Here is a 23,517-nt window from a genome sequence, read left to right on the forward strand (position 1 = left end):
CGGCATGCCTGTGGATGGACTGCCCCCGCCTAGCACCGCGTACCTCGACCACGTCGTCGAGGAGACGGAGGAACGCCGTCGTGTCGCTCTCGCGGCGCAGGCCGCGCGGCCCGTCCCGGTGGGCGACGGCGGGGCTCCGCCCGCGCTGCGGGCCGCGGTGGAGACGGCGGCCGCCGCCCTCGGCCCCGACCTGGTGCGGGTCGTGCAGACCCTGCACGCCCACCCGGAGACCGCCTTCCAGGAGCACGAGAGCGCCCGCCTGCTCGTGGACCTCCTCGCGCGGCACGGCATCGAGGCGGAGCTCGGGGTGCACGGCGCCGAGACCGCGTTCCGGGCGGAGCTGGCGGGTCCCGGTCCGGCCGGCGGTCCGACGATCGCGATCTGCGCCGAGTACGACGCCCTGCCGGGGATCGGGCACGCCTGCGGTCACAACGTCATCGCGGCCGCCGGCGTGGGGGCGTTCCTCGCGCTGCACGGGGTGATGACCGGCCCGGACGCGCCGTCGGGCCGGGTGGTGCTGCTCGGCACGCCGGCCGAGGAGGGGCACAGCGGCAAGGAGGTCATGGCTCGCGCCGGGGCGTTCGACGACGTCGACGCCGCGATCATGGTGCATCCGTACGGCGTGGACGTCGCGGACCAGGTCTGGCTCGGCCGTCGGCTGCTGACCTGGACCTTCACGGGACGGGCGGCGCACGCGTCGGCGCAACCGTTCATGGGGCGCAACGCCCTGGACGCGGCGAACCTGGCCTACCAGGGCATCGGGCTGCTGCGGCAGCAGATGCCGCCGTCGGACCGTGTGCACGCCACGATCGTCGAGGGCGGCACGCGGCCCAGCATCATCACCGAGCGCGCGGTGATGCACCTCTACGCCCGCTCCAAGTACCCGGACACCCTGCGCGACCTGTCCCGCCGCCTGGACGACGTCGCCCGGGGTGCGGCGCTCATGACGGGCACCGAGGTGCGGATCGACTGGGACGACGGCGCGCACCCGTCCCTGCCGGTGCGCACCAACCAGGCGCTCACCAGGCGGTGGGTGGCGGCCCAGGAGGCGCGGGGCCGCGACGTGCTGCCGGGCGGGGTGGTCTCCGAGACGCTGGCGGCGTCGACGGACTTCGGCAACGTCAGCTTCCGGGTGCCGGGCATCCACCCGTTGATCCAGGTCTCCGGCCCCTCCGTGGCGCTGCACACCGAGGCGTTCGCGGCGGCGGCGGGCGGGCCGGACGCCGAGCGGGCCGCCGTCGACGGCGCCGCGGGGCTCGCCCAGGTCGCCCTCGACTACCTCTGCGACCCGGCCCTGCGCGCGGCCGTGGAGGCAGAGTTCGAGGCGGCGGGCGGCCCGATCGACGTGCCCGGCTACTTCGACTGAGACGTCTGCGGGATCCCGTCGAGCCAGCGTGCGAACACTCGCTCCGCGGCCTCGGCGAGCCGGGGGCCGTGCGCGGCGGCGTCCGCACGGACACGGCCGGGGTCGATGCGTGCGGACGCGAGCTCGTGGGCGTGCCCGACCAACCACCGCTCGATCTGCGTGTGGTCGGCCTCCAGGTGGAACTGGAGCCCGAGGACGTGCGGGCCGGCGCCGAACGCCCAGGCACACGGAGCGCGCGCTGGAGTCCGGGCGGGAGCGGGTCGAGGCCGCGGGCGGGCGGCCCGTCGTCGTGGAGCTGCCGCCGGTGGCCGGTTCGGAGGACGTCGGCGTGCTCGCGACCCGGGCCGGCGTCCCGCTCGTCTACTGGTTCGTCGGCGGGTTCGACGCCGCGCTGTTCGAGGGTTTCGACCCGTCGACGGCGAGCATGGGCAACCTGCCGGAGGCGGTCGCGCCGAACCACTCGCCGTTCTTCGCCCCGGTGCCCGAGCCGACGCTGGAGCGGGGCGTGGACCTGCTGGTCGCCGCGGCCCGGGAGTGGCTCGCCTGAGCGCTACTCGCCCGCGTTCTCCGTCTGGCCGCGCAGCGCGTTGATCTGCTCCTGGAGCTCGGTGAGCGCCGTGGCGACCTCGGGCGTGGTGTCCGCATGCTCGATGACGTGGTTCAGCTCCGCCGAGGCGGCCTCGAGCGCGACCTGGGCGTCCGCGAGCGCCACGACCGCGCTGTCCGAGGACTCCGCGGCCTTGTCGAGCGCGATGAGCGCCTCGTCGGTGGCGGCCTGTGCTGAGTCGACGGCGTGCGTGACGTCCTCCCCGAGTCCTGAGGTGAGCTCGGAGGTCTGGTCCGCGAGCTGTTGAAGATCGGCGTCGAGGGTCTCGGCCTGCACCTGCGCGTCGGCGATGTACTGCTCGACGTCGTTCGGGACGGAGCACGCCCCGAGGGTGAGGGTGACGGCGAGCAGGCCGGCCGCGGCGGCGCGGCCCGGTGCTCGACCGGTCGAGGTGCTGGTCGTCGTTGACGTCATGGCCCGATTCTGCCTGGGATCCGGTGATCTGTGTGTGGTCGCCACCACAGAGTTGGTGGAGATCTTGCGCACACTCACGTCACACGCAGGCGCAGCCGTGCGCCGGGCGGGACCTGGCCGAGGCGCCAGACGTCCGACGACGTCACCGCGGCCACCACGGGATAACCGCCGGTGACGGGGTGGTCGGCGAGGAGGAGGACGGGCAGACCGTCCGGCGGGACCTGCAGGGCGCCGGTGACGCAGGCCTCGCTGGGCAGCTCGGCGCCCCGGACGGCGGGCCGGCGTTCCAGCGGGGCGTCGCCGGTCAGGCGGAGCCCCACCCGGTCGGAGCGAGCCGTCACCTCCCAGGACTGGGTGGTCAGCAGCCGCAGGGAGTCGGCGGTGAACCAGTCGTCGCGGGGCCCGAGCGTCACGTGGACGGTCAGGGTCTCGCCCGGGGCGGGCAGGTGCTGCGGGTCGGGTGCGCCGGAGTCTCCGGCGGCGACGGTGCCCGACGTCGTCGTCGCGGCGGGCAGGAACGTGCGGGGACGCAGGGGGTCGGGTCCGAGCCCGGAGAGGACGTCGGTGGAGCGGGAGCCGAGGACGGCCGGCACGTCGGGTCCGCCGCGCAGCGCGACGTAGCGTCGCAGCCCGCGAGCCGGCGGCCCGACCGTCATCTCGTCGCCGTCGGTCAGGGCGAACGCCGTGCCGGGCGCCGGCTCGCGGACCGGGCCACCGCCGTCGGGCACCACCTGGAGGGTGCCCGGCGCGCCGGTGACGGCGACGACGCCGGCCCCGCGGGCCCGGAGCCGCAGCCCGCCGAGCGTCTCCAGGCAGGCCGAGCCGGCCGGGTTGCCGACGGCGCGGTTCGCCGCGCGCAGGCTGCGCGGGTCGGCGGCCCCGGACGCCGTGACCCCGAGGTCGGCGTGCCCCGGGCGGCCGAGGTCCTGCACCAGCGTCTGCAGCCCGGGTCCGGCCACCTCCAGCCCGTCGCGTTCGGCACTTCCGGCGTCGTTCGGCAGGACGGACTGCCGAACGACGCCGGAAATGCCGAACGGAGGCCCGGCGCCGCGCACCGACTCCCGCACCTCCACGAACCGCACCTCGTCGCCCGGCACCCACAGGGCCGGCGGGTCGCGGCGCAGGTCCCAGGTGGCGACGTCGGTCCGCCCCACGAGCTGCCACCCGCCGGGGCTCTCGCGCGGGTAGACGCCCGAGTACTCGCCCGCGAGCGCCACGGCCCCCGCGGGGACGCGCGTGCGCGGGGTCGCCCGGCGGGGGACCACCAGCCCCGGGTCGTCGCCGACCAGGTAGCCGAACCCCGGGGCGAACCCCACGAACCCGACCGTCCAGCGTGCGGCCGTGTGCCGCCGCACCACCTCCGCCGCGCTCCACCCGAGGTGCGCCGCGACGTCGTCCAGGTCGGCGCCGTCGTACACCGTCGGGACCTCCACCCGGCGTCCCGGCCGTTCCGTGCCCGACGGCGGCACCCCGGCCCGGACGCGCAGCTCGTCGGCGAGCGTCGCGGCCGGCACCACCCAGGGGTCGAACGGCACGAGGACGGTGCGTGCCCCCGGCACGGGCTGTCCGGCGCCGGGCACCGGCTCGGTGGCCAGCGACCGGTGCAGCGCGACGGCAGCCGCCAGGTCGGCGACCTCCACCAGGAGCGCGTCGTCGCGCGCGACGAGCACCCGCACGGGGCGACGGGAGCGACCGGGCTGCGTCGCGTCGTCGGAGCCCCCGGTCATGCGTCCTCGACGAAGGAGCGCAGCGCCACGCCCTCCTCCGCGAGGAGGCTGCGCACCCGGCGCGCCATCGCCACGGCGCCCGGGGTGTCGCCGTGGACGCACACCGAGTCCGCCCGCACCGGGACGTCCGTCCCGTCCACCGCCGTGACCAGGCCGGAGACCACGAGTCGCAGCGTGCGGGCGGCGACCTCCTCGGCGTCGTCGAGCACCGCGCCCGGCTCGCCGCGGGGCACGAGGGTCCCGGACGGGGTGTAGGCGCGGTCGGCGAACGCCTCCGTGGCGGTGGCCAGACCGGCCTGGGCCCCCGCGGCCAGCGCGACGCTGCCCGGCAGGCCCAGCAGCACGAGCGTCGGGTCGACGGCGGCGACCGCGGCGGCGACGTCCTCCGCGACCCGCTCGTCCGTCGCGGAGGTGTTGTACAGCGCCCCGTGCGGCTTGACGTACCGGAGCCGTGTCCCCTCCGCCGCGGCGACGGCACGCAGCGCACCGAGCTGGTAGACCACGTCGGCGCGCAGCTCATCGGAAGGCACGTCCAGCGCGCGGCGCCCGAACCCGGCGAGGTCCCGGTAGCCGACGTGCGCCCCGACCGTCACCCCGTGCGCGACCGCGCCCCGCACGGTGCGCCACATCGTGAGGGGATCGCCGGCGTGGAACCCGCACGCCACGTTCGCGCTCGAGACGACGGCGAGCATGCTGTCGTCGTCGCCCAGGCTCCAGCGTCCGAAGCCCTCGCCGAGGTCGCTGTTCAGGTCGATCCGCGGGATCGTCGTCGGGGATCCGGTCATGACACCCAGTGTGCCCCGGCGCCGGCCGGGTGACGTCGGGGTGAGAACACGCACGACGGGTGGCGCGCCGTGAACTCGTGCCGCACAGTTGTCCACAGGGGGAGTTGCCGGGAGCATCGGGGCACCTGCATGTGCGAGGATGCGGAAGGCAGCACAGCAGCTGGCAGAGGGGTTCACGTGGCGCTCGACAAGAATGGCGACCTGGGCGGACGCGACGGCGTCGACGACGGCTCCTCGGAGCGTGCCCCGTCCTCCTCACGGATCCACCCGGTGCTGCGAACCCTGGGTGCCGGATCGGCGGCCTTCGCGCTCGCCGCGGGCATCATGGCCGGATCCATGGCCGACGTCCCGTGGAACGAGTTCACCGAGCATCCCGCGTTCGCCGCGCCGGTGGAGCCGGAGCCGGTGGTCGTGGGCGTCATCGGTGCGTCGTCGCCCACGGGCCCCAGGACGGTCGGCGAGGTGCTCGACGTCATCGAGCGTGCCGAGCTCGCCGCGATCGAGGCGGGGCGCTCGCTCGATCCCGAGGTGCAGCAGGCCGCCGCCGAGCTCGGATCGCTCCTGACCATCTACGTCGCCCAGCAGGAGGCGTCCCTCGCCCCACGTCCGGGCCTCGGTGACCACCGCGACGACGTCGTCGAGGAGGCGCCGGACCCCGGGACGGCCGGCGCACCCGAGGACGACGTCGAGGAGATCGTCGACACGGACGGTCTCGGTGACGAGGACCTGCGACCACCGGCGCAGGCCGACCCGGCCGAGGACCCCGACCAGGCCGACGCGGGTTCGGTGCGGCCGCAGGACCAGAGCGAGCTCGGCGCGCCCGAGATCGAGTACCAGGACCCGGCCGACGACGGTGGCGAGGACGGCGACGGTGCCGCTGGTGACGAGGACGGCGACGGGCCGCGGGCGACGGCGGACCTCGAGCCGGTCGAGCCCGTCGAGGTCCCGAGCCTCGAGCTCCCCACCCTGGACGAGCTGCTCGCGGACGACGGAACGCTGCCGGTCGCGCGCCCGTACGAGCACGACGCCTCCACCGGCGGGCCGGACGAGCCCGCTGCGGACGACCTGGTCGCGGACGACTCGGCTGTGGACGACCCCGCTGTGGACCACCCCGCTGCGGACGAGCGGGGCGAGGACGCCCCGACGGCGGACGCCGACTCGCCTGTGGCCGCCGAGGGTGAGGAGCACGGGCACGCGCACGCGGCGGTGACGTTCGACGACGTCGTCGTGGCGGCGACGCGGCTCGCCACGCTCCTGGACCCGGCGTCGGCGACATACGTCGTCGACGTGCGCCCGGCGGTGACCGAGCTGGAGGACGGGACGTTCGTGCTGAGCGACGGCACGCCGGTCACGGCCGACGGCCAGCCGCTGGACGCCGCGACCGCCTCGTTGTCCGCGGCGCTCCGTGCGGTCGTGGACCAGCACGCGGGCTCGACGGCCGGATACGGCAACGGCCGGATCCCGGCCTCCGTACTGTGCGACGTCCCGTGGGCACCGGGTCACATGCTCCGCTGCGACGCCGCCGTGCAGTTCGAGAAGCTCAACGAGGCGTACCGCGACCGCTTCGGCACCAACATCCCTCTCACCGACTCGTACCGTTCGTACGACTCGCAGGTCGCCGTCCGGGCGGCGAAGCCGCACCTGGCCGCGGTGCCCGGGACGTCGAACCACGGGTGGGGGCTCGCGGTCGACCTCTCCCACCCGATCTCGGGCGGCACCTCCGCCGAGTACGCCTGGCTCCGGGTCCACGGGCCCGACTACGGCTGGGACAACCCGACCTGGGCGCGACCGGACGGCCGCAAGCCCGAGCCCTGGCACTTCGAGTTCTTCGCCGCCGGGCCGGTGCCGGACCGCGCCACCTCGACGGCGGACTTCGAGACGTCCGGAAGCTCGTCGGACGGCAACGGGTCGTCCGGAGGCGGTCAGGACGAGGCGACGCCGGCCGACACGAAGAAGGCCGACGGCAAGAAGGACGAGAAGTCCGACGGTAAGAAGACTGACAAGAAGTCTGACGGTAAGAAGACTGACAAGAAGTCTGACGGTAAGAAGACTGACAAGAAGTCTGACGGCAAGAAGGACGGCACCAACGACGACGGCGGGTCGAAGACGCCTGGGAACGGCGGCAAGAAGCCGAGCCCGGAACCGGCACCTTCGAAGACTCCGACGCCGAGCCCGCCCACGGCGGACCCGACGGACGAGCCGAGCGAGGAGCCCACGACGGACCCCACGGACGAGCCGAGCGAGGAGCCCACGACGGACCCCACGGACGAGCCGAGCGAGGAGCCCACGACGGACCCCACGGACGAGCCGAGCGAGGAGCCCACGACGGACCCCACGGAGGAACTCACGGAGGATCCGACGCCGAGCCCGTCGCCCAGCACGTCCTCGGAGCCGACGGACGATCCGTCGAAGGACCCCGAGGATGACGAAGCCGAGCGCAGCATCGTCAACCGCCTGCTGGGCCTCGACGACGCCAAGGAGGAGGACCCGGAGGACCCCGACGGCGAGCCGGCGGACGGGAAGTGACCCGACGCCGCCTCCCGGTCGAGCGACCATGACCGGGTCCGAGACCGAGGAACGGGCGCGGCGAGGTCTGGAGGCGTCGGGGATCGCGTTCGAGGTCACCCGGCACGGCCGGGTCGGGTCGTTGGCAGAGGCCGCCGCTGCTCGTGGGCTCTCCCCGCACCAGGTGCTCAAGACGCTCGTGGTCCGCCGTGGCGAGGGTGATTTCCTGTTCGTGCTCGTCCCGGGCGGTCGCGCCATCCACTGGGCCCGGCTCCGTGCGTTCCTCGGGGTCAACCGGCTGTCCATGCCGGACGCCGACGTGGCCCGGGAGGTCACGGGGTACGTGCGCGGCACGATCACCCCGTTCGGGGCCCTGACCCGGTGGCCGGTGGTCGCCGACGGCTCGATCCCCGGGTCGGGGCAGGTGTCGATCGGCGCGGGTGCTCCCGGGGTGGCGGCGACGCTGGACGCCGACGATCTGGTGCGTGTCCTCGGGGCGCAGGTCGCCGACGTCACGGAGCCGGACCCACCGTCCGGGGCATGAATCTCGTGTGACGATCGAGATCCTCCACTGGACGAATCAACGAGACGGGTGAACACTCGACCCCGTGGCCTTCGTCGGGGGAGGAGAGCCACGCTCGGCCGCCGACGGCACTACGGGAGCCCTGACACCCCATGGATACCGACCGCACCACGGAACTCGAACCGGACCCTGGTTCAGGCATCTCGTGCCAGCACCAGGACGACGGGACCTATCTCACCCTCTGGGGCGAGGTGGACGCCGCCCTGCGCGAGGCGGCGAGCGACGCGATGTCCACCGTCGTCGCGCGGCGCGCCGTGACCCCGATCGTCCTGGACGTCCGCGACGTGACGTTCCTCGATTCGTCAGGCGTCGCGTTCATCCTGCAGATCTACATGCTCGGGCAGGAGACCGGCTCGCCGGTGCACCTCTACGAGCCCTCCGAGGCGGTCACCGAGGTCCTCGACATGGTCGGGATGTCGGGGCGCATCTCGGTGCTCCGTGAGGAGCAGCCCGCAGGGGCCTGACCCGTCGTTGCTGTGGGTATGAAATCTCCTGTTCTGGATCCGTCCAGAACGTAGATCTCATACCCACAGCGACGAGCCCGCAGCAACGACGGGTCAGGCCGACCGAGGGGGAGAGTTGCACGTCGACGCCGCCACGGCCCGCAGCGCCCGGCTGCGGGCCCAGCACCTGCGCGAGCCCGGCCTGCCCGACGTCCCCTCCGCCGTCGGGCACCTGCTCGCCGTCCAGGGCCAGGAGCTGCGCCCCACGCTCTGGGGTCTGGCCGGACGGCTCGCGCCGATCGCCCGCCCCGGTGAGTCGGAGGCCCTCGCGGACCTCGATGGCGGACAGTTCCTGCGGACCCACGTCCTGCGGCCCACCTGGCACCTCGTGCGGCCCGACGACGCCCGCTGGCTCCTCGAGCTCACCGCAGCCCGCGTCGCACGCACCATGGCCTCGACCGAGAAGCAGTGGGGGCTCGCCGACCCCTCCGCCGCGATCGACGCCGTCGCCGACGAGGTGACCGCCGGGCCGCGGAGCCGCGCGGAGCTCACCGCCACGCTCGTCGCACGCGGCCTCGTCGCGGCGGACGCGCCCGGCATCACCGTCACCCATGTCCTCATGCACGCCGAGCTGCGCCGGGTCGTCGTCAGCGGTCCGACGGCGGAGGGATACCACACGTACGCGGCCTTCGACGCGCGCGTCCCTGCCGGGTACGGGACGCTCGGCAGCCGGTTCGACCGGCAGGCGGCGGTCCGGGAGCTGTGGCGGCGCTACCTGCCGGGCCGGGCGTACGCGACGGTCAAGGACCTCGGCCGGTGGAGCGGGCTGACGCTCACCGAGCTGCGGGGCGGACTCGCCGACCTGCTCGACGCCGGCGAGGCGGTCGCGGTCCCCGGGGCTGGCGACCTCGAGGGGCTCACGCTCGTCAGCACGCCCGCGGTGCACGACGCCGCCACGACAGACCGGGCCACGGCACGGCGCGACGGGGCGCAGCGGGCCGCGGTGTCGCCGTCGGGCCCGGTGGTGGACCTGCTGTGCGGCTACGACGAGCTGATCTCCTCCTACGGGGAGACGCGAGGCGTCGTCACCGAGCCGCGGGCGTCGGAGCCCGGCCGCGTCGGCGCCTTCGTGCACACCGTCGCCGTGGACGGGCTGCTCGCCGCGCGGTGGCGCTGGCCGGCGCGGCCGCCGGCCGGGGGCGACCTCGAGCTGCAGTGGCAGCGTGTGCCGGAACCGGCCGAGCTCGACGCCGTCCGTGACGCCGCGACCCGGTTGGCGGTGTACCTGGCCGGCGGCGTGGCAGGCTAGGCGCGTGCAGAACTGGGCAGGGAACCTTCAGTACGCGGCGCAGGCGCTCGCGCGACCGGCCACTCTCGACGAGCTCGCCGAGGTGCTTGCCGCCGCCGGTCCCGTGCGGCCCCTGGGCTCACGGCACTCGTTCAACGACATCGCCGACACCACCGGCACGCAGATCCAGGTCGACCGGCTCGACGACGGGCGACCGGCGGCCGACCTCGACCCCGAGACGGGCGTCGTCTCGGTCAACGCCGGACTGCGCTACGGCGAGCTCTCGCGTGCGCTGCAGCTCCAGGGCCGAGCCCTGGGCAGCCTCGCGTCGCTGCCGCACATCTCGGTCGCCGGCGCCGTCGCCACGGCGACCCACGGGTCCGGCAACGACAACCCCTCCCTGGCGAGCGCCGTCGTCGGCCTCGAGATCATGACGACGGCGGGCGAGCTGCGCCGCGTCACGCGCGAGGACGACCCGGAGGTGTTCCCCGGCGCCGTCGTGTCGCTCGGCGCCCTGGGGATCGTGACGCGCGTCGAGCTGACGACCGTGCCCACCTTCGACGTGCGCCAGGACGTCGCCGTCGACGTGCCGTGGGACACCGTGCTCGGTTCCTTCGACGCGCTCACCGGCGCGGCCTACTCCGTCAGCCTCTTCACGAGCTGGGACGAGCCGACCGTCCGGCACGCGCTGTTCAAGTCCCTGGTGCCGGCCGGTGCGGGCGAGCGTCCGGCACCCGTCGCCGACCTGAGCTGGGCCTCCGTCCCGGTGCACCCGCTGCCCGGCGTCGACCCGGCCGCCTGCACCGAGCAGCTCGGCGCCGCCGGGCCGTGGCACGAACGGCTGAGCCACTTCCGCCTGGAGTTCACCCCGTCGTCCGGCGCCGAGCTCCAGACCGAGTACCTGCTGCCGCGCCGCCACGCCGTCGCGGCGATCGAGGGGGTCCGGCGTCTCGCGCCCCAGGTCGCCCCGTTGCTGCAGACCTGCGAGATCCGCACCGTCGCCGCCGACGACCTGTGGCTCAGCCCGTTCCCCGAGGACTCCGTGGCCCTGCACTTCACCTGGCACCAGCGGTACACCGAGGTCGCGGCCGTGCTGCCCGCTCTCGAGGACGCGTTGCTGCCGCTCGGAGCCCGCCCGCACTGGGGCAAGCTGTTCGCGATCGACCCGGTGGACCTGCGCGGGCTGTACCCGCGGTTCGGTGACTTCCGGGCGCTCGCCGAGCGCTTCGACCCGGGCGCGCGCCTGCAGGGCGGCTACCTCGCCCGGCTCCTCTCCTGAGGCGCGTCCGCGGCGCGGGCACCGGTTCTGCCGACGCGGGCACGGCCGAGCCGTTGCCTGCGGGGGCCGCATCACCCATGATCGCAGGTGACGCGGTTTGACTCGACGGTGATCGACGCGGAGGGTGTGGGACTCGTGAGTACAGCGAACAACACGGCGGCGCCACGTGAGGCGTTCACCGGACAGGTGGGTTTCATCCTGTCGGCGATCGGCTCGGCGGTGGGCCTGGGCAACATCTGGCGCTTTCCCGGTGTGGCGTACGAGAACGGCGGGGGTGCCTTCATGGTCCCCTACCTCGTCGCGCTGCTGACGGCGGGCATCCCGATCCTCTACCTCGACTACGCGCTGGGCCACCGGTTCCGCGGTGGCGCGCCCCAGGCGTTCCGTCGGGTCAAGGGGTGGCTGGAGAGCGTCGGCTGGTTCCAGGTGATGATCTGCGTGCTCATCGCCGTCTACTACGCGGCGGTGGTCGCCTGGGCGGCCAGCTTCTTCGTGTACTCGTTCGGCCTGGACTGGGGTGACGACGCGGCGGCGTTCTTCGTCGGGGAGCACCTGCAGCTCGCCGACGTCGGAGGCGCGGACCCGTGGCTCACCTTCGACTTCGTCGCCGCCGTCCTCATCCCGCTGGTCCTCGTCTGGGTCGCCGTGATCGCCGTGCTGGCGGCCGGTGTGGTCAAGGGCGTCCAGCGGGCCAACGTCATCTTCATCCCGCTGCTGATCGTCGCGTTCGGCATCCTGGTGGTGCGCTCGCTCTTCCTCGAGGGTGCGGTCGACGGGCTCGACGTGCTGTTCACGCCGGACTGGAGCGCCCTGGGCGACCCGTCGGTATGGATCGCGGCCTACGGCCAGATCTTCTTCTCCCTGTCCGTCGCGTTCGGCATCATGATCACCTACGCCTCGTACCGCCGCCGGCGCTCGAACATGACCGGTCCGGGACTGGTCGTGGCGTTCTCGAACTCCGGGTTCGAGCTGCTCGCCGGCATCGGGGTGTTCTCCGCGCTCGGGTTCCTGGCCTCGCAGCAGGGTGTGACGGTCGCCGACCTCAACTTCCAGGGTGTCCTCCTGGCGTTCGTGACCTTCCCGACGATCGTCACCGAGATGCCCGGGGGCGCGTTCTTCGGCGCGCTGTTCTTCGGGTCCCTGGTGATGGCGGGCTTCACGTCCCTGGTGTCGATCCTGCAGGTGGTCTCCGCAGCCCTGCAGGAGAAGTTCGCGCTGTCCCGCCGGGCCGCGACGATCGGGCTCGGTCTGGTGCTCGGGGTGGTCTCGGTGCTCGGCTTCAGCACCACGACGGGCCTGATCCTGCTCGACACGGTGGACGCCTTCGTCAACAACATCGGCATCGTCGCCTCGGCGATCTTCATGTGCGTCTTCGTGATCTGGTTCTACCGCGGGGGCCCGGAGCTGCGTTTCCACCTCAACGCGGTGTCGACGACGTCGGTGGGCCGCTGGTGGTACGCCTGCGTGGGCGCGATCGTGCCCGTGATGCTGATCGTGATGCTCGTGCAGTACGTCATCACACGGATCGGCGAGCCGTACGAGGGTTACGACACCACGTACCTGCTGATCGCGGGCTGGGGCTCCGTCGCCCTGCTGTTCCTCGGCGCGATCCTCTTCTCCCTGCCGCGCTGGCGCGGCCGTGAGGCGTTCACGGCGTGGCCTCCCTACCCGCCGATCGATACCGCCAGCCCGTCGAAGGAGGCCCAGCAATGAGCACCGAAGCGATCCTCATGATGGCCGTCGCCATGGTGATCATCTGGGGAGGTCTGATCGTCAGCATCGTGGCGCTGCGGGCGCACCCCGAGCGTCACGACCTGCCCGCCGGCGGTGAGGACGACCACCGCGAGGACGCGGGGGTCATCGAGCACGACACGTAGGCCTCCGCTCCTGCTCTGACCGTTCTGCCGATGTCGGTAGTTCGTGTCGAGGTCGGCAGTGCGCACTGCCGACCTCGACACGAACTACCGACATCGGCATTTCCGCGCGCCGGTGACGGGCGTGACGCACGTCATGCCCCGGCGGTTTGGCCCTCGAGGGAATAGGTATGCATACTCCTGCATAGACGCCGATCGACCTCACCTGGTCCGGGCGTCCTCCCCTCCTACGACCCCCGGAGACCGTGATGCGTGCTCGCCCCGCCCTGTCCCTGTCCGCGCTCGCCGTCGTCGCGCTGCTCGCCGGCTGCACCACCGCCTCGCAGGACCTGGGCTCGACCTCGGGCAGCCCCGCCGGCAGCACCGATGACGCGTCCGAGGCGACCCAGGGCTTCGACGTCTCGGGCATCGAGGCGGACCCCGAGCTCGCCGCGCTCGTGCCCGACGACGTCGCCGAGGACGGCGTGCTCACCGTCGGCGCGGAGCTCTCCTACGCGCCCGCGGAGTTCGTCGCGCCCGACGGCGTCACCCCGGTCGGGTTCGACGTGGACATCGCCGCCGCGGTCGCCGCGACCCTCGGGCTCGAGTCCGCGGTGGAGCCGTCCACGTTCGACGCGATCATCCCGGCGGTCGGCACCAAGTACGAGGTGGGGATCTCCGGGTTCACCATCGACGCCGACCGCCTCCAGGTCGTGCACATGGTCAGCTACTTCGACGCCGGTTCCCAGCTCGCGGTGGCGGCCGGCAACCCCGACGGGATCGACCCGGCCGACCTGTGCGGCGTCGTCGTCGGTGTGCAGACCGGGACCGTTCAGCAGGGCGAGCTCGAGAACGTCTCCGCCGACTGCGAGTCCGCCGGTGACGAGCCGGTCGAGGTCCTGCCGTACGACTCGCAGGCGGACGTGACCACCAACCTGGCCGGTGGCAAGGTCCAGGCGATGTACGCCGACTCCCCGGTCACCGCCTACGCCGTGTCCCAGGCCGACGGCTCGATCGAGACGCTCGGCGACATCACCGACGCGGCGCCCTACGGCGCCGTCGTCTCCCACGAGGACCCGGAGCTCGCCGAGGCCGTCCAGGGTGCGCTGCAGCAGCTCATGGACGACGGCACGCTCGCGGAGATCCTCGAGGGGTGGGGCAACGCGGACGGTGCGCTGACGACCGCCGAGCTCGACCCGGGTGTCTGAGATGACCGAGCTCCCTCAGGCCGGATCGACCTCCGCGGCGGCGCCGCCCGCCGTCCCCGCACCGCTGCGCGCCCGCCCCGTGCCTCGCCCGGGGCGGTGGGTCTCCGGGGCGGTCGTGCTGGTGCTCGCCGCGATGGCCGTCAACGCGCTCGTCACCAACTCGAACTTCCGGTGGGACACCGTCTGGCTGTACCTGCGCGACGTCAACGTCGTGCGAGGGGTGGGCTGGACGCTCGTGCTCACCTTCGGCTCGATGGCGATCGCCGTGGTGCTGGCCGTCCTGCTCGCCACGATGCGCCGCAGCGACAACCCGGTCATGCGGTGGGTGTCGTGGACGTACATCTGGTTCTTCCGCGGCACCCCGATCTACACCCAGCTCGTGTTCTGGGGCCTGATCTCCGTCCTGTACCCCCGGCTCAGCCTCGGTGTGCCGTTCGGGCCGGAGCTGCTGGTCTTCGACACCCGCACCGTCATCACCGCGTTCTGGGCGGCCCTCGTCGGGCTGGCGCTCAACGAGGCCGCCTACCTCGCCGAGATCGTGCGGGCAGGTCTCGGCTCGGTCGACGTCGGGCAGGCCGAGGCCGCCCGGGCGCTCGGGATGAAGGAGCGCACGATCATGCGGCGCGTCGTGCTGCCGCAGGCGATGCGCGTCATCGTGCCGCCCACCGGCAACGAGACGATCTCCATGCTCAAGACGACCTCCCTGGTGGTCGCCGTGCCGTTCACCCTGGAGATCACCTACGCCACCAGCGCCATCGGGTCGCGGACGTTCGAACCCATCCCGCTGCTCATCGTCGCGGCGCTGTGGTACCTGCTCATCACGTCCGTCCTCATGGTCGGTCAGCACTACCTGGAGCAGTACTACGGACGCGGCGTCGACGGCTCCTCGCGCCGGCGGAGGGGCCGACGGCGCCACGGGCGCCCGAGCCGGCAGGCCGCGATCCGCGCGGCCGGCACCACCCGTGACGACCCGTTTGCCGAGGTGACCCCGTGACCGACGACCGGCCGACCCCCGCCCCCTCCGTCGCCGACCGTCCCATGATCGAGGCCCGCGGCGTCCACAAGGCGTTCGGTCACGGCGCCGACGCCCTGCACGTGCTCCGCGGCGTCGACCTCGCCGTGCCACGCGGCTCGGTGACCGTGGTCCTGGGGCCGTCGGGCTCGGGCAAGTCCACGCTGCTGCGCTGCCTCAACGAGCTCGAGGAGATCACGGCGGGCTCGGTCCACGTCGACGGCGAGCTCCTGGGCTACCGCGAGGACGCCCGGGGCGTGCTGCACCGGCTGCACCCGGCCCGGATCGCCGCGCAGCGCTCACGGATCGGGATGGTGTTCCAGCGCTTCCACCTGTTCGGGCACATGACGGCGCTGGAGAACGTGATGGAGGCGCCCGTCCAGGTGCGCGGGCTGTCGAAGCGGGACGCCCGTGCCCGGGCGACGGAGCTGCTCGACCAGGTCGGGCTCGCCGACCGGGTGGACCACTACCCGGCTCAGCTCTCCGGCGGTCAGCAGCAGCGGGTGGCCATCGCGCGGGCCCTGGCGATGGACCCGGAGACCATGCTCTTCGACGAGCCGACCTCGGCGCTGGACCCCGAGCTGGTGGGGGAGGTGCTGGCGGTGATGAAGGATCTCGCGGCGTCGGGCATGACGATGGTCGTGGTCACGCACGAGATCGGCTTCGCCCGGGAGGTCGCCGACCACGTGGTGTTCATGGACGACGGGGCCGTCGTCGAGCACGGGCCGCCCGCCCAGGTGCTGGACCACCCGAGCGAGCCGCGGCTGCAGGAGTTCCTCGCGCACGTCCTCTGATCCGCGATCTCGCGGGTCAGAGCTTCGAGCAGGCCGAGCCCCAGTCGGTGTGCCCGAACGTGACCTTCTTCCAGATGTGCGCGGAGTAGCCGGTGGTCGTGGTCTTCGTCTTGGAGATGCTGCGCGTCATCCCGCTGCTCCACGACCGCGAGGGGCCGGTGAGCCAGGTGCTGCCGCGGTAGCAGGACGAGGACGAGGACGGGATCTGGTAGATCCGCAGGAACCCGCTGACGCTGCCCGAGCCGCGGTACTTCCACGAGGCGTAGATCCGCCCGCTGCTCTTGTACACGCAGGCGGTGCCAGGCCCGTGCGTCGAGCGGCACGACGTCCCGCTCGACAGCGCGAGCGTGGAGACGTCGGTCGACGCCTCCTGCTCGGCACCCATGAGGCGCTCCGCCTCCGCCGACGAGCAGTCCTCCACGAGCTCCACGCGGTGCGTGGCGAGGTCGGCCGGGGCGCCCATGGCCCGGTTGTAGTCGGCGTCGACCTCGTCCACGACCTGCACCTCCTCGACCGTGCACCCGCGGGCGGCGGCGTCCGCGTCCCAGTCGGTGGCGTCGGCCTCGGCGCGCTCGTCGGCGGCCCAGGCCTCCCAGACGTCCGCGGGGCTGCCGCGGTCCGGGACGCCGGGCAGGTTCTCCGGCTCGGCGGCCGCGACGGCGCTGGACGTCGGTGCGACGGCCAGACCGAGCACCAGGGCCGCGGCGCCGAGGCACACGGCGGTGCGGCGCCGGGCAGTGGGCCGGGGGGACGTGCTGCGGCTCATGTCGTTCTCCTCGCCCTGTCGAGCGTCATCCCGAGCGTCGTCGCTCGGGGCCGGTGTCGGCGTGTCGGGTGGTGGTTTCGCGTGCCCGAGTTGGGTGCGAGCGTACCGGCCGGGCTGCCTGGTGCAACAGATCGTCCCTTACGGTGTAGCGATCGGGTCCCTGCCGGCAATGAACAGGGTGATGGGTGGAAGGTTGCGGAGCGTGGACGACGCCGAGGCGCAGGAGCGACTGACCGGGCTGTGGGTCGAGCACCACGAGCAGGTCACGCGCTTCGTCGCGCGCCGGGTGGCACCTGAGCTGGTCGACGACGTCGTCTCGGAGAGCTTCCTGGTGGCGTGGCGCCGGCTCGACGAGGTGCCGCAGGGTGCCGAGTCCCGCCCGTGGATGTTCACGGTGGCGCGCAACGTGCTCGCGACGCACCTGCGCACGCAGGGCCGGTGGCGGGCGCTCAACGTCCGGCTCGAGCAGCAGCCCGAGCCGGCGCACGAGGGCACCGACGAGGTCGCCGCGGAGCGCACCGACCTGCGCCAGGCGTGGGAGCTGCTCTCCGACGGCGACCGCGAGGTCATCGCCCTGGTCGCCTGGGACGGGCTGACGTCCGTGGAGGCGGCACAGGTGCTCGGCTGTCGGGCCACCACGTTCTCGGTGCGCCTCGCCCGCGCCCGCAAGCGTCTGCTCGCGTTCTCGGAAGTGCCGAGCGAGACGGCGGAGGTTCTGCAGAAGCTCCAGGAGGCGCGATGAGGTCCCCGATGCTGGCCGAGCTCGCCGCGCTCGACCCGGCCCGCGAGCTGCGGGCACCCGGCAGCGCCGACGACGACGCCCTGGCCGAGATCCTCGCGCAGCCGCGGGTCGCGCCGGCCGGTGAGCGTCGACCCGCCCGGCGTCCCCGCCGTGCGGCGACCGTCGCCGGGGCCGCGGCCGCCGTCGCCGTGGCGGTGGTGGTCACCACGGTCACGATCGACTCCCCGGCGGCCTACGCCTCCTGGGTGCCGGTGCCGGTCGACGTCGACGAGGCGGAGGCCGCGCAGCGCAGCGAGCCGTGCGGCGGCACGGTCACCGAGATCGTGGAGGGTCCGGACGGCCCCGACGTCCAGGAGGTCGCGGTCGCCCCCGTCCTGACGGACCTGCGGGGCGACTACACCTACGTGGTCGTGGCGGGCGAGGACGCGTACGGCGAGTGCTTCGTCACCGCGGACGGCGACGGGGGAGAGCCCCAGGTCGTGACGTCGAGCGCCGTGGTTCCCGAGCTGCCCGCTCCCGGCGCGCGCGAGCTGACCACCCGGGCCGACGGGACGGCCACCTGGTCGGAGGTCGACGGCACCGAGGGTGCATTGACATCGGCGTTCGGCCAGGCGGGCGACGAGGTCGCGGCGGTGGAGCTCACGCTCACCTCGGGCGAGCGGGTGGAGGCCACGGTCTCCGAGGGCTGGTGGGCCGTCTGGGCTCCCGGCGGCTCGGCCCTGGGCACGACCGCCGAGGTGACGTACGCCGACGGGACGACGGCGCAGGTCCCGGTCGGGTAGGCGGGGCGCACCCGGCCCGCCCGCCCCGGGCCGCCAAGCCCTAGCGGGGCAGGGTGAGCATGAAGCGGCAGCCACGTCCGCCGTCGGGCAGCGTCACGTTGCCCACCTCGACGCGGCCGCCGTGCGCCTCCGCGACGGACCGCACGATGGACAGCCCGAGGCCCGCACCTCCGGATCCCGGTGTCCGGGCCGTGGTCCCCCGCCACCCCGCCTCGAAGATCCGGGGCAGGTCGTGCTCGGGGATGCCGTCGCACCCGTCGGTGACGTGCACGACGACGTCGTCCGCCGGTCCGCGCTCCACCCGCACGCGCACGGTGCCGCCCGGCGAGGTGTGCCGCACCGCGTTGCCCACGAGGTTCCCCAGCGCGCGGGCGACCTCCCGGGCGTCCACGGCGGCGACGGTCCCCTCGGCGACGTCCCCGGTCAGGTGGACGCCGGCGCCGTCGGCGACCGGGCCTGCGGCGGCCAGCGCGTCGGAGGCCAGGTCACCCACGTCCGTCGGCTCGCGGCGCAGCCGCAGCGTGCCCGACTGCAGGCGGGACAGGGCCAGGAGGTCGTCCACCATGTCGCTCATCCGGCGGTTCTCGGCGAGGATCCCCGTGGCGGCGTCGGCGGGCGGGGTGACACCGTCCTCCATCGCCTCGGTCAGGGCGCGCACCGCGGCCAGCGGGGTGCGCAGGTCGTGCGACACCCAGGCGACGAGCTCGCGCCGGTGCTCCTCGACCTCCCGGTCGCGCTCCCGGGCGGCGAGCGCCGCGGTCCGCTCGGTGGCGATGCGGTGCGTGCGGACGCCGAGCGCCGCCCCGACGCCGAGCGCCACCGGCACCGTCGCGAGGAGCAGCCAGAGGACCGTCGCCGAGTCGGCCTCCGAGAGGAACATCGCCCGCGCGCTCGCGTAGACGCCCGCGGCGACCGAGGCGACCACCACCAGGGGCGCGAGCACCGCCGCGGCCGCCGGCCGCCGTCGTCCGACCGCGACGACGGCCGCCGCGCCCAGCGCGCCCACGGCGGCCGCGACCCCGGCGGCCAGGCCGACGCCCGCGAGGGGCGTCATCGCGGGCTCCCGGAGCCTTCGGTGCCGCCGGAGTCCCAGCGGTACCCGACGCCGAACACCGTCACCAGCCGGACCGGTCGCGAGGGGTCGGCCTCGACCTTCTCCCGCAGCCGCCGCACGTGGACCGTCACGGTGGAGCGGTCGCCGTACTCCCAGCCCCACACCTCGCGCAGCAGCGACTCGCGGTCGTGCACCTGCCCGGGCCGCGCGAGGAACCAGGCGAGCAGGTCGAACTCCCGGGCGGTGAGCGCGAGCTCCGCGCCGTCGCGCAGCACCCGGTGCGCGGCGCCGTCGAGGGTGAGGTCGCCGTCGCGCAGGAGGCCCGACGACGGCGCGGGCGTGGTCCCGGGACCGGTCGGGGAGAGCCCGGCCGCGACGGCGCCGGCGCGACGCAGGACCGACTGCACCCGCAGGGTGAGCTCGCGGGGGCTGAACGGCTTGGTCACGTAGTCGTCCGCACCGGTCTCGAGCCCGGCGATCCGGTCGTCCTCCTCGCCGCGGGCGGTGAGCATGACCACGGGCAGGCCCGGGCGGTCCGCCCGCAGGTGGCGGCACACCTCGAGCCCGTCCAGCCCCGGGAGCATGAGGTCGAGGACGACGGCGTCCGGCGGCCGGGAGGAGGCGGCGGCGAGGGCGGTGCTGCCGTCCGCGGCGTGCTCCGCCGTCATCCCCGCGCGCTGCAGGTACGCCACCACCACGTCGGCGACGGTGGTGTCGTCGTCGACCACGAGGACCCGGACCATGCGCCCAGCGTAGGGCGGCGGCCTGCCGTCCAGCTCTCCTCGGGGGATCCGGGAGGGGAACCGTCACCACCTCGTCAGATCCCGAGTGCTAGCATCGTGCTGTCACGACGGAGGACGCGATGACCAAGACCATCACGGTGCGTGGGCTCGAAGACGCGTTGCACGCGCGGATCAGGGACCAGGCGAAGGAGCATCACCGGTCCATGGAGGCCGAGGCGCGCGACATCTTGGCACGGGGCGTGTCGGCGACCGGTGTCGATCTGTCCTGGCAACCTCCCTCGGGCGGCGCGCATGCCTCGGGCAGGCGCGGCGAGGACTGGATCGAGCGCGCGCGCGCCCTGCTCGCCCCGGTCCATGACGACCCGGGCTGGGACGACGACTGGATCCCGGACCGCGCTGCATCCCCGTCGCGACCGCCCGCGCAGCTCGGCCGGTGAGGTACCTCGTCGACACCACGGTGATCTCCGAGCTCACGCGCAGGGAACCGGACGTCCGGGTGATGGCGTGGCTGCGAGAGCACGAGGATCTCTGGACGACGTCGGTGGTCGTGGGCGAGCTGCTCTTCGGCCTGGCACGGCTGCCGGCGGGGCGACGCCGGGACGCCCTGGAGGCGGCCGTGCTCGCGATCCTGGCCGAGCGGTTCCACGACCGTGTGCTGCCCTTCGACGAGCACGCCGCTGTCGAGTACGCCGCCGTGCGGCACCAGCAGGAGGCTGCCGGTCGGCCGAGCGGCGACCTCGACGCGATCATCGCCGCCGTCGCCCGGAGTTGTGACGCGGTGGTGGCCACACGCAACATGCGGCACTTCGCCGACGCCGGCGTCGAGACGGTGGACCCATGGAGGGACCCGGCTTCCCGGGTCACGGGCTGACTCCAGGCGGCCTGAGGGCTCCGGTGCCGGTGGCATGACGGATGTCATCCCGCAACCGTGAGAGGGCCACGTGAACCGGTGCGTCCAGGCACTGCTCATCGCGCGCGGGCGCCCCGAGGATGGGATCACGTCCGAACGCCACGACCTGGGAGCACCCGATGATCGAGAACCTGCAGAGCTTCACCGAGTCCCTGCCGCCGCTGCTGCAGTGGGTGGGGGTGATGCTCGCCGGGGCGATCCCGTTCGTCGAGTCCTACACGGGCTCGGTGCTCGGCGTCCTCGCCGGGCTGAACCCCGTGGTCGCGGTCGCGGCCGCCGTCGTCGGCAACGTGATCTCCATGCTGATCTTCGTCCTGACCACGTCCCGGGTGCGGACCGCCGCCGTCACGCGGCGCGGCAAGCCGGACTCGCCGCGCCGCGCCAAGCTCCGCGAGCGGTTCGACCGTTTCGGGGTCCCCGGGGTGAGCCTGCTCGGCCAGACCGTGCTGCCCAGCCAGATCACCGCCGCGGCCATGGTCTCGTTCGGCGCGTCGCGCAACGCCGTCATCGGCTGGCAGATCGTGTCGATCGTCCTGTGGGGCGTGCTGTTCGGTGCGCTGGCCGTGGTCGGCTCCGACCTGGTGGGCGTCTGACCTCGCCGGTCAGCCGGGTCCCTCGTCGTCGCTGCCGCGGAAGATCACCACGAGCAGCCGCATGACAAGGATGACCGAGCCGGCGAGCAGCGCGGTCGCCAGCACGTGGAAGACGCCGACGTCGTCGGTCACCATCGGGCCGGGTGCCGCGAGGTAGAGGGCCACGGACATCAGGCCGGCGGTGCACGCGAGCACGACGAGCAGCGCCTGGTGCCACAGCCGGGTGACGAACCGCCGGTCGGCGGGATCGGCGAGGAGCCGCACGTTCACCTGGAGCCGGCCGTGCTCGACGGCGTCGTGATGCGGTCGATGCGGCGGGGCAGGCGACGCAGCACCGGGACCAGCGTGGCCAGCTCCGACTCGAGGCTCGCGCGGACCGTGCCCGGCGAGGTGGCGCGGGCCGCCGCCCTGCCGGCGTACCGCCGGGCGCCGTCGACCAGGTCGTACCCAGCGGAGACGACCTGCAGCGTGCCCTCGAGGGTGGCGAGGGTGCGGAAGGCGGCTGCCACCTGCGGCGGGATGCCGAGCCGGTGCCGTGCCACGAGCTGGAACAGCGCCGCCATGGCGGGTGCCGCCTGCGTGGCCCCTGGCCCGGCGAACCGCGCGAGGATCTCCCCGACCTCCTGCTCGATGCGGTGCTCGTCCACCACGTCCGGGCGGTCCACCACCTCGAGCAGCGCGTCGGTGACGGCCACCGAGTCCGCCGTCGGCAGCGCCGCGAGCAGCAGCGCGAGCTGGCCCCGCGCCCGGGAGCCGAGGCGGCCCACCGAGCCCAGGTCGAGCATCGCCAGGGTGCCGTCGTCGTCCACGAGCAGGTTGCCGGGGTGCAGGTCCACGTGGAACACGCCGCGCACCACCACCTGGTCCACCGCAGGAACCGCGCCAGCCCGTGCTGGGCCAGGACGCGCAGGATCCGCAGACAGCGACGGGTGCGCCGCGCCCTGCCGCGGAGCCCGGCGGACGAACAGGGCGAACAGCAGCAGCGCGATGAGGGCGGACCAGGCGTAGAGCTGGGCCCCGAGGACGTCGACCACGTGCTCACCGTACGGGCGGGCACCGCGGTCGGGCATCGGGGACCACCCCGAGATCGGAAGCTACTCCCCGGGCTCGCAGGCGACGCCGTTGCCGTTGGGGTCGAGGCCGTTGCGGTAGCCGGGCTGACCCTGCTGGATCGGCGCCGCCCCGGAGTCCCGGGCACTCTGGCAGTCCCAGTGCCACCAGCTGCCGTCGCCCTGCTGGCCCTGGTTCTGCTCCTGCTGTTGCTGCTGCTCCTCCTGCTGGCGCTGCTCCTCGGCCTCGGCGATCTGGTTCTCGCGGTTCGTGAGCTCCGCGTCCCGGTCGTCGACCGCCGCCTCGCGCTCCTTGAGCTCGTTCTCGCGGGTGTCGAGGGCGTCGCTGCGCTCGTCGAGCGCGGTGCGGTCGGCCTCGAGCTGCTCCTCGAGGGCCCGGGCGGCCTCGATCTCACGGTCGGCGTCGGCGACGGCCTGGCGGGCGTCGGACGTCTGGCCCATCGAGAACACGGCCCCGACGATGATGCCGAGCGCCAGGCACGCGACGGCCACCCCCGCGACCAGCATGGTCGGGGGACGGCGCTTGCGGGCGGGGCGTTCCGTGGGATCCGTCGTGCTGCGTGTCTGCTGGGCACGGCCCGGGGGAGGCACCGGCGTCGTCGCCTGCTCCGTCGGGTGCGCCGGGCCCGACGACGGCGCGGGCGGGCCGGCGGGTCGCGTCGCCGGTGGTGGCGGTGGTGCGGGCGCCGGGTCGGCCGGGCGGTGCACCGCCGGGGGGACGGTGGGCGCCGGTGCGGAGGCCGGTGACGACGTGACCGGGGCGAGCACCGTCGTCGCACCCACGTCCTCCGACGGCCGGGGTGCGGCAGGAGCCGCCGGTGCGGAGGCCGGGGCGTACGAGGGGGCGGGCGCCGCCGGTTCCTCGACCCAGTACTCCCACCCCGGCGGTGCCGGAGGCCACGCGGGGTCGGGCGACCAGCCGGCCTCGGGCCGGAATCCCGGTGGCACCTGCCAGCCTGGAGGGGGGTTGAACCGCACGGACATGGAGCTCCT

The 23,517-nt window shown here is 73.9% G+C and carries 27 protein-coding genes; 17 read left to right on the forward strand and 10 right to left on the reverse strand.

Going from position 1 to position 23,517, the window contains the following annotated elements; all coding sequences use genetic code 11:
* Positions 1-4 precede the first annotated feature (4 nt).
* Positions 5-1,366, forward strand: coding sequence for a M20 family metallopeptidase (locus tag UQW22_RS06330; protein WP_407320058.1), 1,362 nt, complete (start codon positions 5-7; stop codon positions 1,364-1,366).
* On the opposite strand, the gene UQW22_RS06335 is transcribed toward UQW22_RS06330, so the two are convergent.
* Complete coding sequence (locus UQW22_RS06335) at positions 1,354-1,509, reverse strand: hypothetical protein (RefSeq protein WP_407320059.1); 156 nt, start codon at positions 1,507-1,509, stop codon at positions 1,354-1,356. The two genes, UQW22_RS06330 and UQW22_RS06335, sit on opposite strands and share 13 nt — an antisense overlap.
* A gap of 161 nt (positions 1,510-1,670) precedes the next feature.
* On the opposite strand from UQW22_RS06335, the gene UQW22_RS06340 reads away from it, so the two are divergent.
* Positions 1,671-1,913 (forward strand): hypothetical protein, encoded by a 243-nt coding sequence (locus tag UQW22_RS06340; protein WP_407320060.1) that lies wholly within the window; start codon positions 1,671-1,673, stop codon positions 1,911-1,913.
* 3 nt (positions 1,914-1,916) lie between these two features.
* Here UQW22_RS06340 and UQW22_RS06345 read toward each other — a convergent pair whose 3' ends face one another.
* The 3 genes from UQW22_RS06345 to UQW22_RS06355 all read right to left on the reverse strand — a co-directional run bounded on the left by UQW22_RS06345 (position 1,917) and on the right by UQW22_RS06355 (position 4,899).
* Entirely contained in the window at positions 1,917-2,387 is a 471-nt protein-coding gene (locus UQW22_RS06345; protein ID WP_407320061.1) for a hypothetical protein, read from the reverse strand.
* Positions 2,388-2,461: 74 nt separating this feature from the next.
* On the reverse strand, positions 2,462-4,114 hold the full coding sequence (locus UQW22_RS06350; RefSeq protein WP_407320062.1) for a carboxyltransferase domain-containing protein: 1,653 nt from the start codon (positions 4,112-4,114) through the stop codon (positions 2,462-2,464).
* On the reverse strand, positions 4,111-4,899 hold the full coding sequence (locus UQW22_RS06355; RefSeq protein ID WP_407320063.1) for a LamB/YcsF family protein: 789 nt from the start codon (positions 4,897-4,899) through the stop codon (positions 4,111-4,113). The genes UQW22_RS06350 and UQW22_RS06355 overlap by 4 nt, the downstream gene beginning before the upstream one ends.
* Positions 4,900-5,076: 177 nt before the next feature.
* Between UQW22_RS06355 and UQW22_RS06360 the strand changes: the two genes are divergently transcribed.
* From UQW22_RS06360 to UQW22_RS06405, 10 genes are all read left to right on the forward strand, one after another.
* On the forward strand, positions 5,077-7,425 hold the full coding sequence (locus tag UQW22_RS06360) for a D-alanyl-D-alanine carboxypeptidase family protein (protein WP_407320064.1): 2,349 nt from the start codon (positions 5,077-5,079) through the stop codon (positions 7,423-7,425).
* Positions 7,426-7,453: 28 nt separating this feature from the next.
* Positions 7,454-7,948: an aminoacyl-tRNA deacylase gene (locus UQW22_RS06365; protein ID WP_407320065.1), complete on the forward strand. Its 495-nt coding sequence runs from the start codon at positions 7,454-7,456 to the stop codon at positions 7,946-7,948.
* Between the two features lie 131 nt (positions 7,949-8,079).
* Positions 8,080-8,451: an STAS domain-containing protein gene (locus UQW22_RS06370; RefSeq protein ID WP_407320066.1), complete on the forward strand. Its 372-nt coding sequence runs from the start codon at positions 8,080-8,082 to the stop codon at positions 8,449-8,451.
* 115 nt (positions 8,452-8,566) lie between these two features.
* Positions 8,567-9,739 (forward strand): winged helix DNA-binding domain-containing protein, encoded by a 1,173-nt coding sequence (locus UQW22_RS06375; RefSeq protein ID WP_407320067.1) that lies wholly within the window; start codon positions 8,567-8,569, stop codon positions 9,737-9,739.
* Positions 9,740-9,743: 4 nt separating this feature from the next.
* Positions 9,744-10,997, forward strand: coding sequence for an FAD-binding protein (locus tag UQW22_RS06380; RefSeq protein ID WP_407320068.1), 1,254 nt, complete (start codon positions 9,744-9,746; stop codon positions 10,995-10,997).
* Positions 10,998-11,132: 135 nt separating this feature from the next.
* Positions 11,133-12,710 carry a sodium-dependent transporter gene (locus tag UQW22_RS06385; protein ID WP_407320069.1) on the forward strand — a complete coding sequence of 526 codons (1,578 nt, stop codon included), beginning with the start codon at positions 11,133-11,135 and terminating at the stop codon, positions 12,708-12,710.
* Entirely contained in the window at positions 12,707-12,874 is a 168-nt protein-coding gene (locus UQW22_RS06390; RefSeq protein ID WP_407320070.1) for a methionine/alanine import family NSS transporter small subunit, read from the forward strand. Before UQW22_RS06385 ends, UQW22_RS06390 begins: the two co-directional genes overlap by 4 nt.
* Before the next feature lie 245 nt (positions 12,875-13,119).
* Entirely contained in the window at positions 13,120-14,058 is a 939-nt protein-coding gene (locus UQW22_RS06395; RefSeq protein WP_407320071.1) for a transporter substrate-binding domain-containing protein, read from the forward strand.
* A 1-nt stretch (position 14,059) separates the two neighbouring features.
* Positions 14,060-15,052, forward strand: a complete 993-nt coding sequence (locus UQW22_RS06400; protein WP_407320072.1) for an amino acid ABC transporter permease — start codon at positions 14,060-14,062, stop codon at positions 15,050-15,052.
* 44 nt (positions 15,053-15,096) lie between these two features.
* The gene (locus tag UQW22_RS06405) at positions 15,097-15,864 is read left to right on the forward strand and encodes an amino acid ABC transporter ATP-binding protein (protein WP_407320734.1); all 768 of its coding nucleotides are present in this window, start codon (positions 15,097-15,099) and stop codon (positions 15,862-15,864) included.
* Positions 15,865-15,880: 16 nt separating this feature from the next.
* Here UQW22_RS06405 and UQW22_RS06410 read toward each other — a convergent pair whose 3' ends face one another.
* On the reverse strand, positions 15,881-16,630 hold the full coding sequence (locus UQW22_RS06410; protein ID WP_407320073.1) for a hypothetical protein: 750 nt from the start codon (positions 16,628-16,630) through the stop codon (positions 15,881-15,883).
* Positions 16,631-16,832: 202 nt separating this feature from the next.
* Here UQW22_RS06410 and UQW22_RS06415 point away from each other — a divergent pair, with 202 nt between their 5' ends.
* Complete coding sequence (locus UQW22_RS06415) at positions 16,833-17,372, forward strand: RNA polymerase sigma factor (protein ID WP_407320074.1); 540 nt, start codon at positions 16,833-16,835, stop codon at positions 17,370-17,372.
* Complete coding sequence (locus UQW22_RS06420; protein ID WP_407320075.1) at positions 17,369-18,154, forward strand: hypothetical protein; 786 nt, start codon at positions 17,369-17,371, stop codon at positions 18,152-18,154. Before UQW22_RS06415 ends, UQW22_RS06420 begins: the two co-directional genes overlap by 4 nt.
* Positions 18,155-18,194: 40 nt before the next feature.
* On the opposite strand, the gene UQW22_RS06425 is transcribed toward UQW22_RS06420, so the two are convergent.
* Together UQW22_RS06425 and UQW22_RS06430 are read right to left on the reverse strand one after the other, a co-directional pair.
* The gene (locus tag UQW22_RS06425) at positions 18,195-19,208 is read right to left on the reverse strand and encodes a sensor histidine kinase (protein WP_407320076.1); all 1,014 of its coding nucleotides are present in this window, start codon (positions 19,206-19,208) and stop codon (positions 18,195-18,197) included.
* Entirely contained in the window at positions 19,205-19,951 is a 747-nt protein-coding gene (locus tag UQW22_RS06430; protein ID WP_407320077.1) for a response regulator transcription factor, read from the reverse strand. The genes UQW22_RS06425 and UQW22_RS06430 overlap by 4 nt, the downstream gene beginning before the upstream one ends.
* A gap of 119 nt (positions 19,952-20,070) precedes the next feature.
* Between UQW22_RS06430 and UQW22_RS06435 the strand changes: the two genes are divergently transcribed.
* From UQW22_RS06435 to UQW22_RS06445, 3 genes are all read left to right on the forward strand, one after another.
* The gene (locus UQW22_RS06435) at positions 20,071-20,388 is read left to right on the forward strand and encodes a FitA-like ribbon-helix-helix domain-containing protein (RefSeq protein WP_407320078.1); all 318 of its coding nucleotides are present in this window, start codon (positions 20,071-20,073) and stop codon (positions 20,386-20,388) included.
* Positions 20,385-20,822 (forward strand): type II toxin-antitoxin system VapC family toxin, encoded by a 438-nt coding sequence (locus tag UQW22_RS06440; protein WP_407320079.1) that lies wholly within the window; start codon positions 20,385-20,387, stop codon positions 20,820-20,822. Before UQW22_RS06435 ends, UQW22_RS06440 begins: the two co-directional genes overlap by 4 nt.
* A 158-nt stretch (positions 20,823-20,980) precedes the next feature.
* Entirely contained in the window at positions 20,981-21,454 is a 474-nt protein-coding gene (locus tag UQW22_RS06445) for a hypothetical protein (RefSeq protein WP_407320080.1), read from the forward strand.
* A gap of 9 nt (positions 21,455-21,463) precedes the next feature.
* On the opposite strand, the gene UQW22_RS06450 is transcribed toward UQW22_RS06445, so the two are convergent.
* The 3 genes from UQW22_RS06450 to UQW22_RS06460 are packed head-to-tail and all read right to left on the reverse strand — an operon-like array spanning position 21,464 to position 23,508.
* Entirely contained in the window at positions 21,464-21,724 is a 261-nt protein-coding gene (locus UQW22_RS06450) for a hypothetical protein (protein ID WP_407320081.1), read from the reverse strand.
* Positions 21,721-22,524, reverse strand: a complete 804-nt coding sequence (locus tag UQW22_RS06455; protein ID WP_407320082.1) for an AarF/UbiB family protein — start codon at positions 22,522-22,524, stop codon at positions 21,721-21,723. The genes UQW22_RS06450 and UQW22_RS06455 overlap by 4 nt, the downstream gene beginning before the upstream one ends.
* A 24-nt stretch (positions 22,525-22,548) precedes the next feature.
* Positions 22,549-23,508 carry an excalibur calcium-binding domain-containing protein gene (locus UQW22_RS06460; protein WP_407320083.1) on the reverse strand — a complete coding sequence of 320 codons (960 nt, stop codon included), beginning with the start codon at positions 23,506-23,508 and terminating at the stop codon, positions 22,549-22,551.
* Positions 23,509-23,517: the final 9 nt, after the last annotated feature.

Origin of the sequence: Isoptericola halotolerans (assembly GCF_045689585.1) — a bacterium.
Taxonomy (GTDB): Bacteria; Actinomycetota; Actinomycetes; order Actinomycetales; family Cellulomonadaceae; genus Isoptericola; species Isoptericola halotolerans_B.

What these genes read in the sequence shown, in the direction of transcription:
- UQW22_RS06330 (WP_407320058.1), top strand. Translation starts at nt 5, where the DNA reads ATGCCTGTGGATGGACTGCCCCCGCCTAGCACCGCGTACCTCGACCAC.
- UQW22_RS06345 (WP_407320061.1), bottom strand. Translation starts at nt 2,387, where the DNA reads ATGACGTCAACGACGACCAGCACCTCGACCGGTCGAGCACCGGGCCGC.
- UQW22_RS06350 (WP_407320062.1), bottom strand. Translation starts at nt 4,114, where the DNA reads ATGACCGGGGGCTCCGACGACGCGACGCAGCCCGGTCGCTCCCGTCGC.
- UQW22_RS06355 (WP_407320063.1), bottom strand. Translation starts at nt 4,899, where the DNA reads ATGACCGGATCCCCGACGACGATCCCGCGGATCGACCTGAACAGCGAC.
- UQW22_RS06365 (WP_407320065.1), top strand. Translation starts at nt 7,454, where the DNA reads ATGACCGGGTCCGAGACCGAGGAACGGGCGCGGCGAGGTCTGGAGGCG.
- UQW22_RS06370 (WP_407320066.1), top strand. Translation starts at nt 8,080, where the DNA reads ATGGATACCGACCGCACCACGGAACTCGAACCGGACCCTGGTTCAGGC.
- UQW22_RS06390 (WP_407320070.1), top strand. Translation starts at nt 12,707, where the DNA reads ATGAGCACCGAAGCGATCCTCATGATGGCCGTCGCCATGGTGATCATC.
- UQW22_RS06395 (WP_407320071.1), top strand. Translation starts at nt 13,120, where the DNA reads ATGCGTGCTCGCCCCGCCCTGTCCCTGTCCGCGCTCGCCGTCGTCGCG.
- UQW22_RS06400 (WP_407320072.1), top strand. Translation starts at nt 14,060, where the DNA reads ATGACCGAGCTCCCTCAGGCCGGATCGACCTCCGCGGCGGCGCCGCCC.
- UQW22_RS06405 (WP_407320734.1), top strand. Translation starts at nt 15,097, where the DNA reads ATGATCGAGGCCCGCGGCGTCCACAAGGCGTTCGGTCACGGCGCCGAC.
- UQW22_RS06410 (WP_407320073.1), bottom strand. Translation starts at nt 16,630, where the DNA reads ATGAGCCGCAGCACGTCCCCCCGGCCCACTGCCCGGCGCCGCACCGCC.
- UQW22_RS06420 (WP_407320075.1), top strand. Translation starts at nt 17,369, where the DNA reads ATGAGGTCCCCGATGCTGGCCGAGCTCGCCGCGCTCGACCCGGCCCGC.
- UQW22_RS06425 (WP_407320076.1), bottom strand. Translation starts at nt 19,208, where the DNA reads ATGACGCCCCTCGCGGGCGTCGGCCTGGCCGCCGGGGTCGCGGCCGCC.
- UQW22_RS06430 (WP_407320077.1), bottom strand. Translation starts at nt 19,951, where the DNA reads ATGGTCCGGGTCCTCGTGGTCGACGACGACACCACCGTCGCCGACGTG.
- UQW22_RS06435 (WP_407320078.1), top strand. Translation starts at nt 20,071, where the DNA reads ATGACCAAGACCATCACGGTGCGTGGGCTCGAAGACGCGTTGCACGCG.
- UQW22_RS06445 (WP_407320080.1), top strand. Translation starts at nt 20,981, where the DNA reads ATGATCGAGAACCTGCAGAGCTTCACCGAGTCCCTGCCGCCGCTGCTG.
- UQW22_RS06455 (WP_407320082.1), bottom strand. Translation starts at nt 22,524, where the DNA reads ATGCCCGACCGCGGTGCCCGCCCGTACGGTGAGCACGTGGTCGACGTC.
- UQW22_RS06460 (WP_407320083.1), bottom strand. Translation starts at nt 23,508, where the DNA reads ATGTCCGTGCGGTTCAACCCCCCTCCAGGCTGGCAGGTGCCACCGGGA.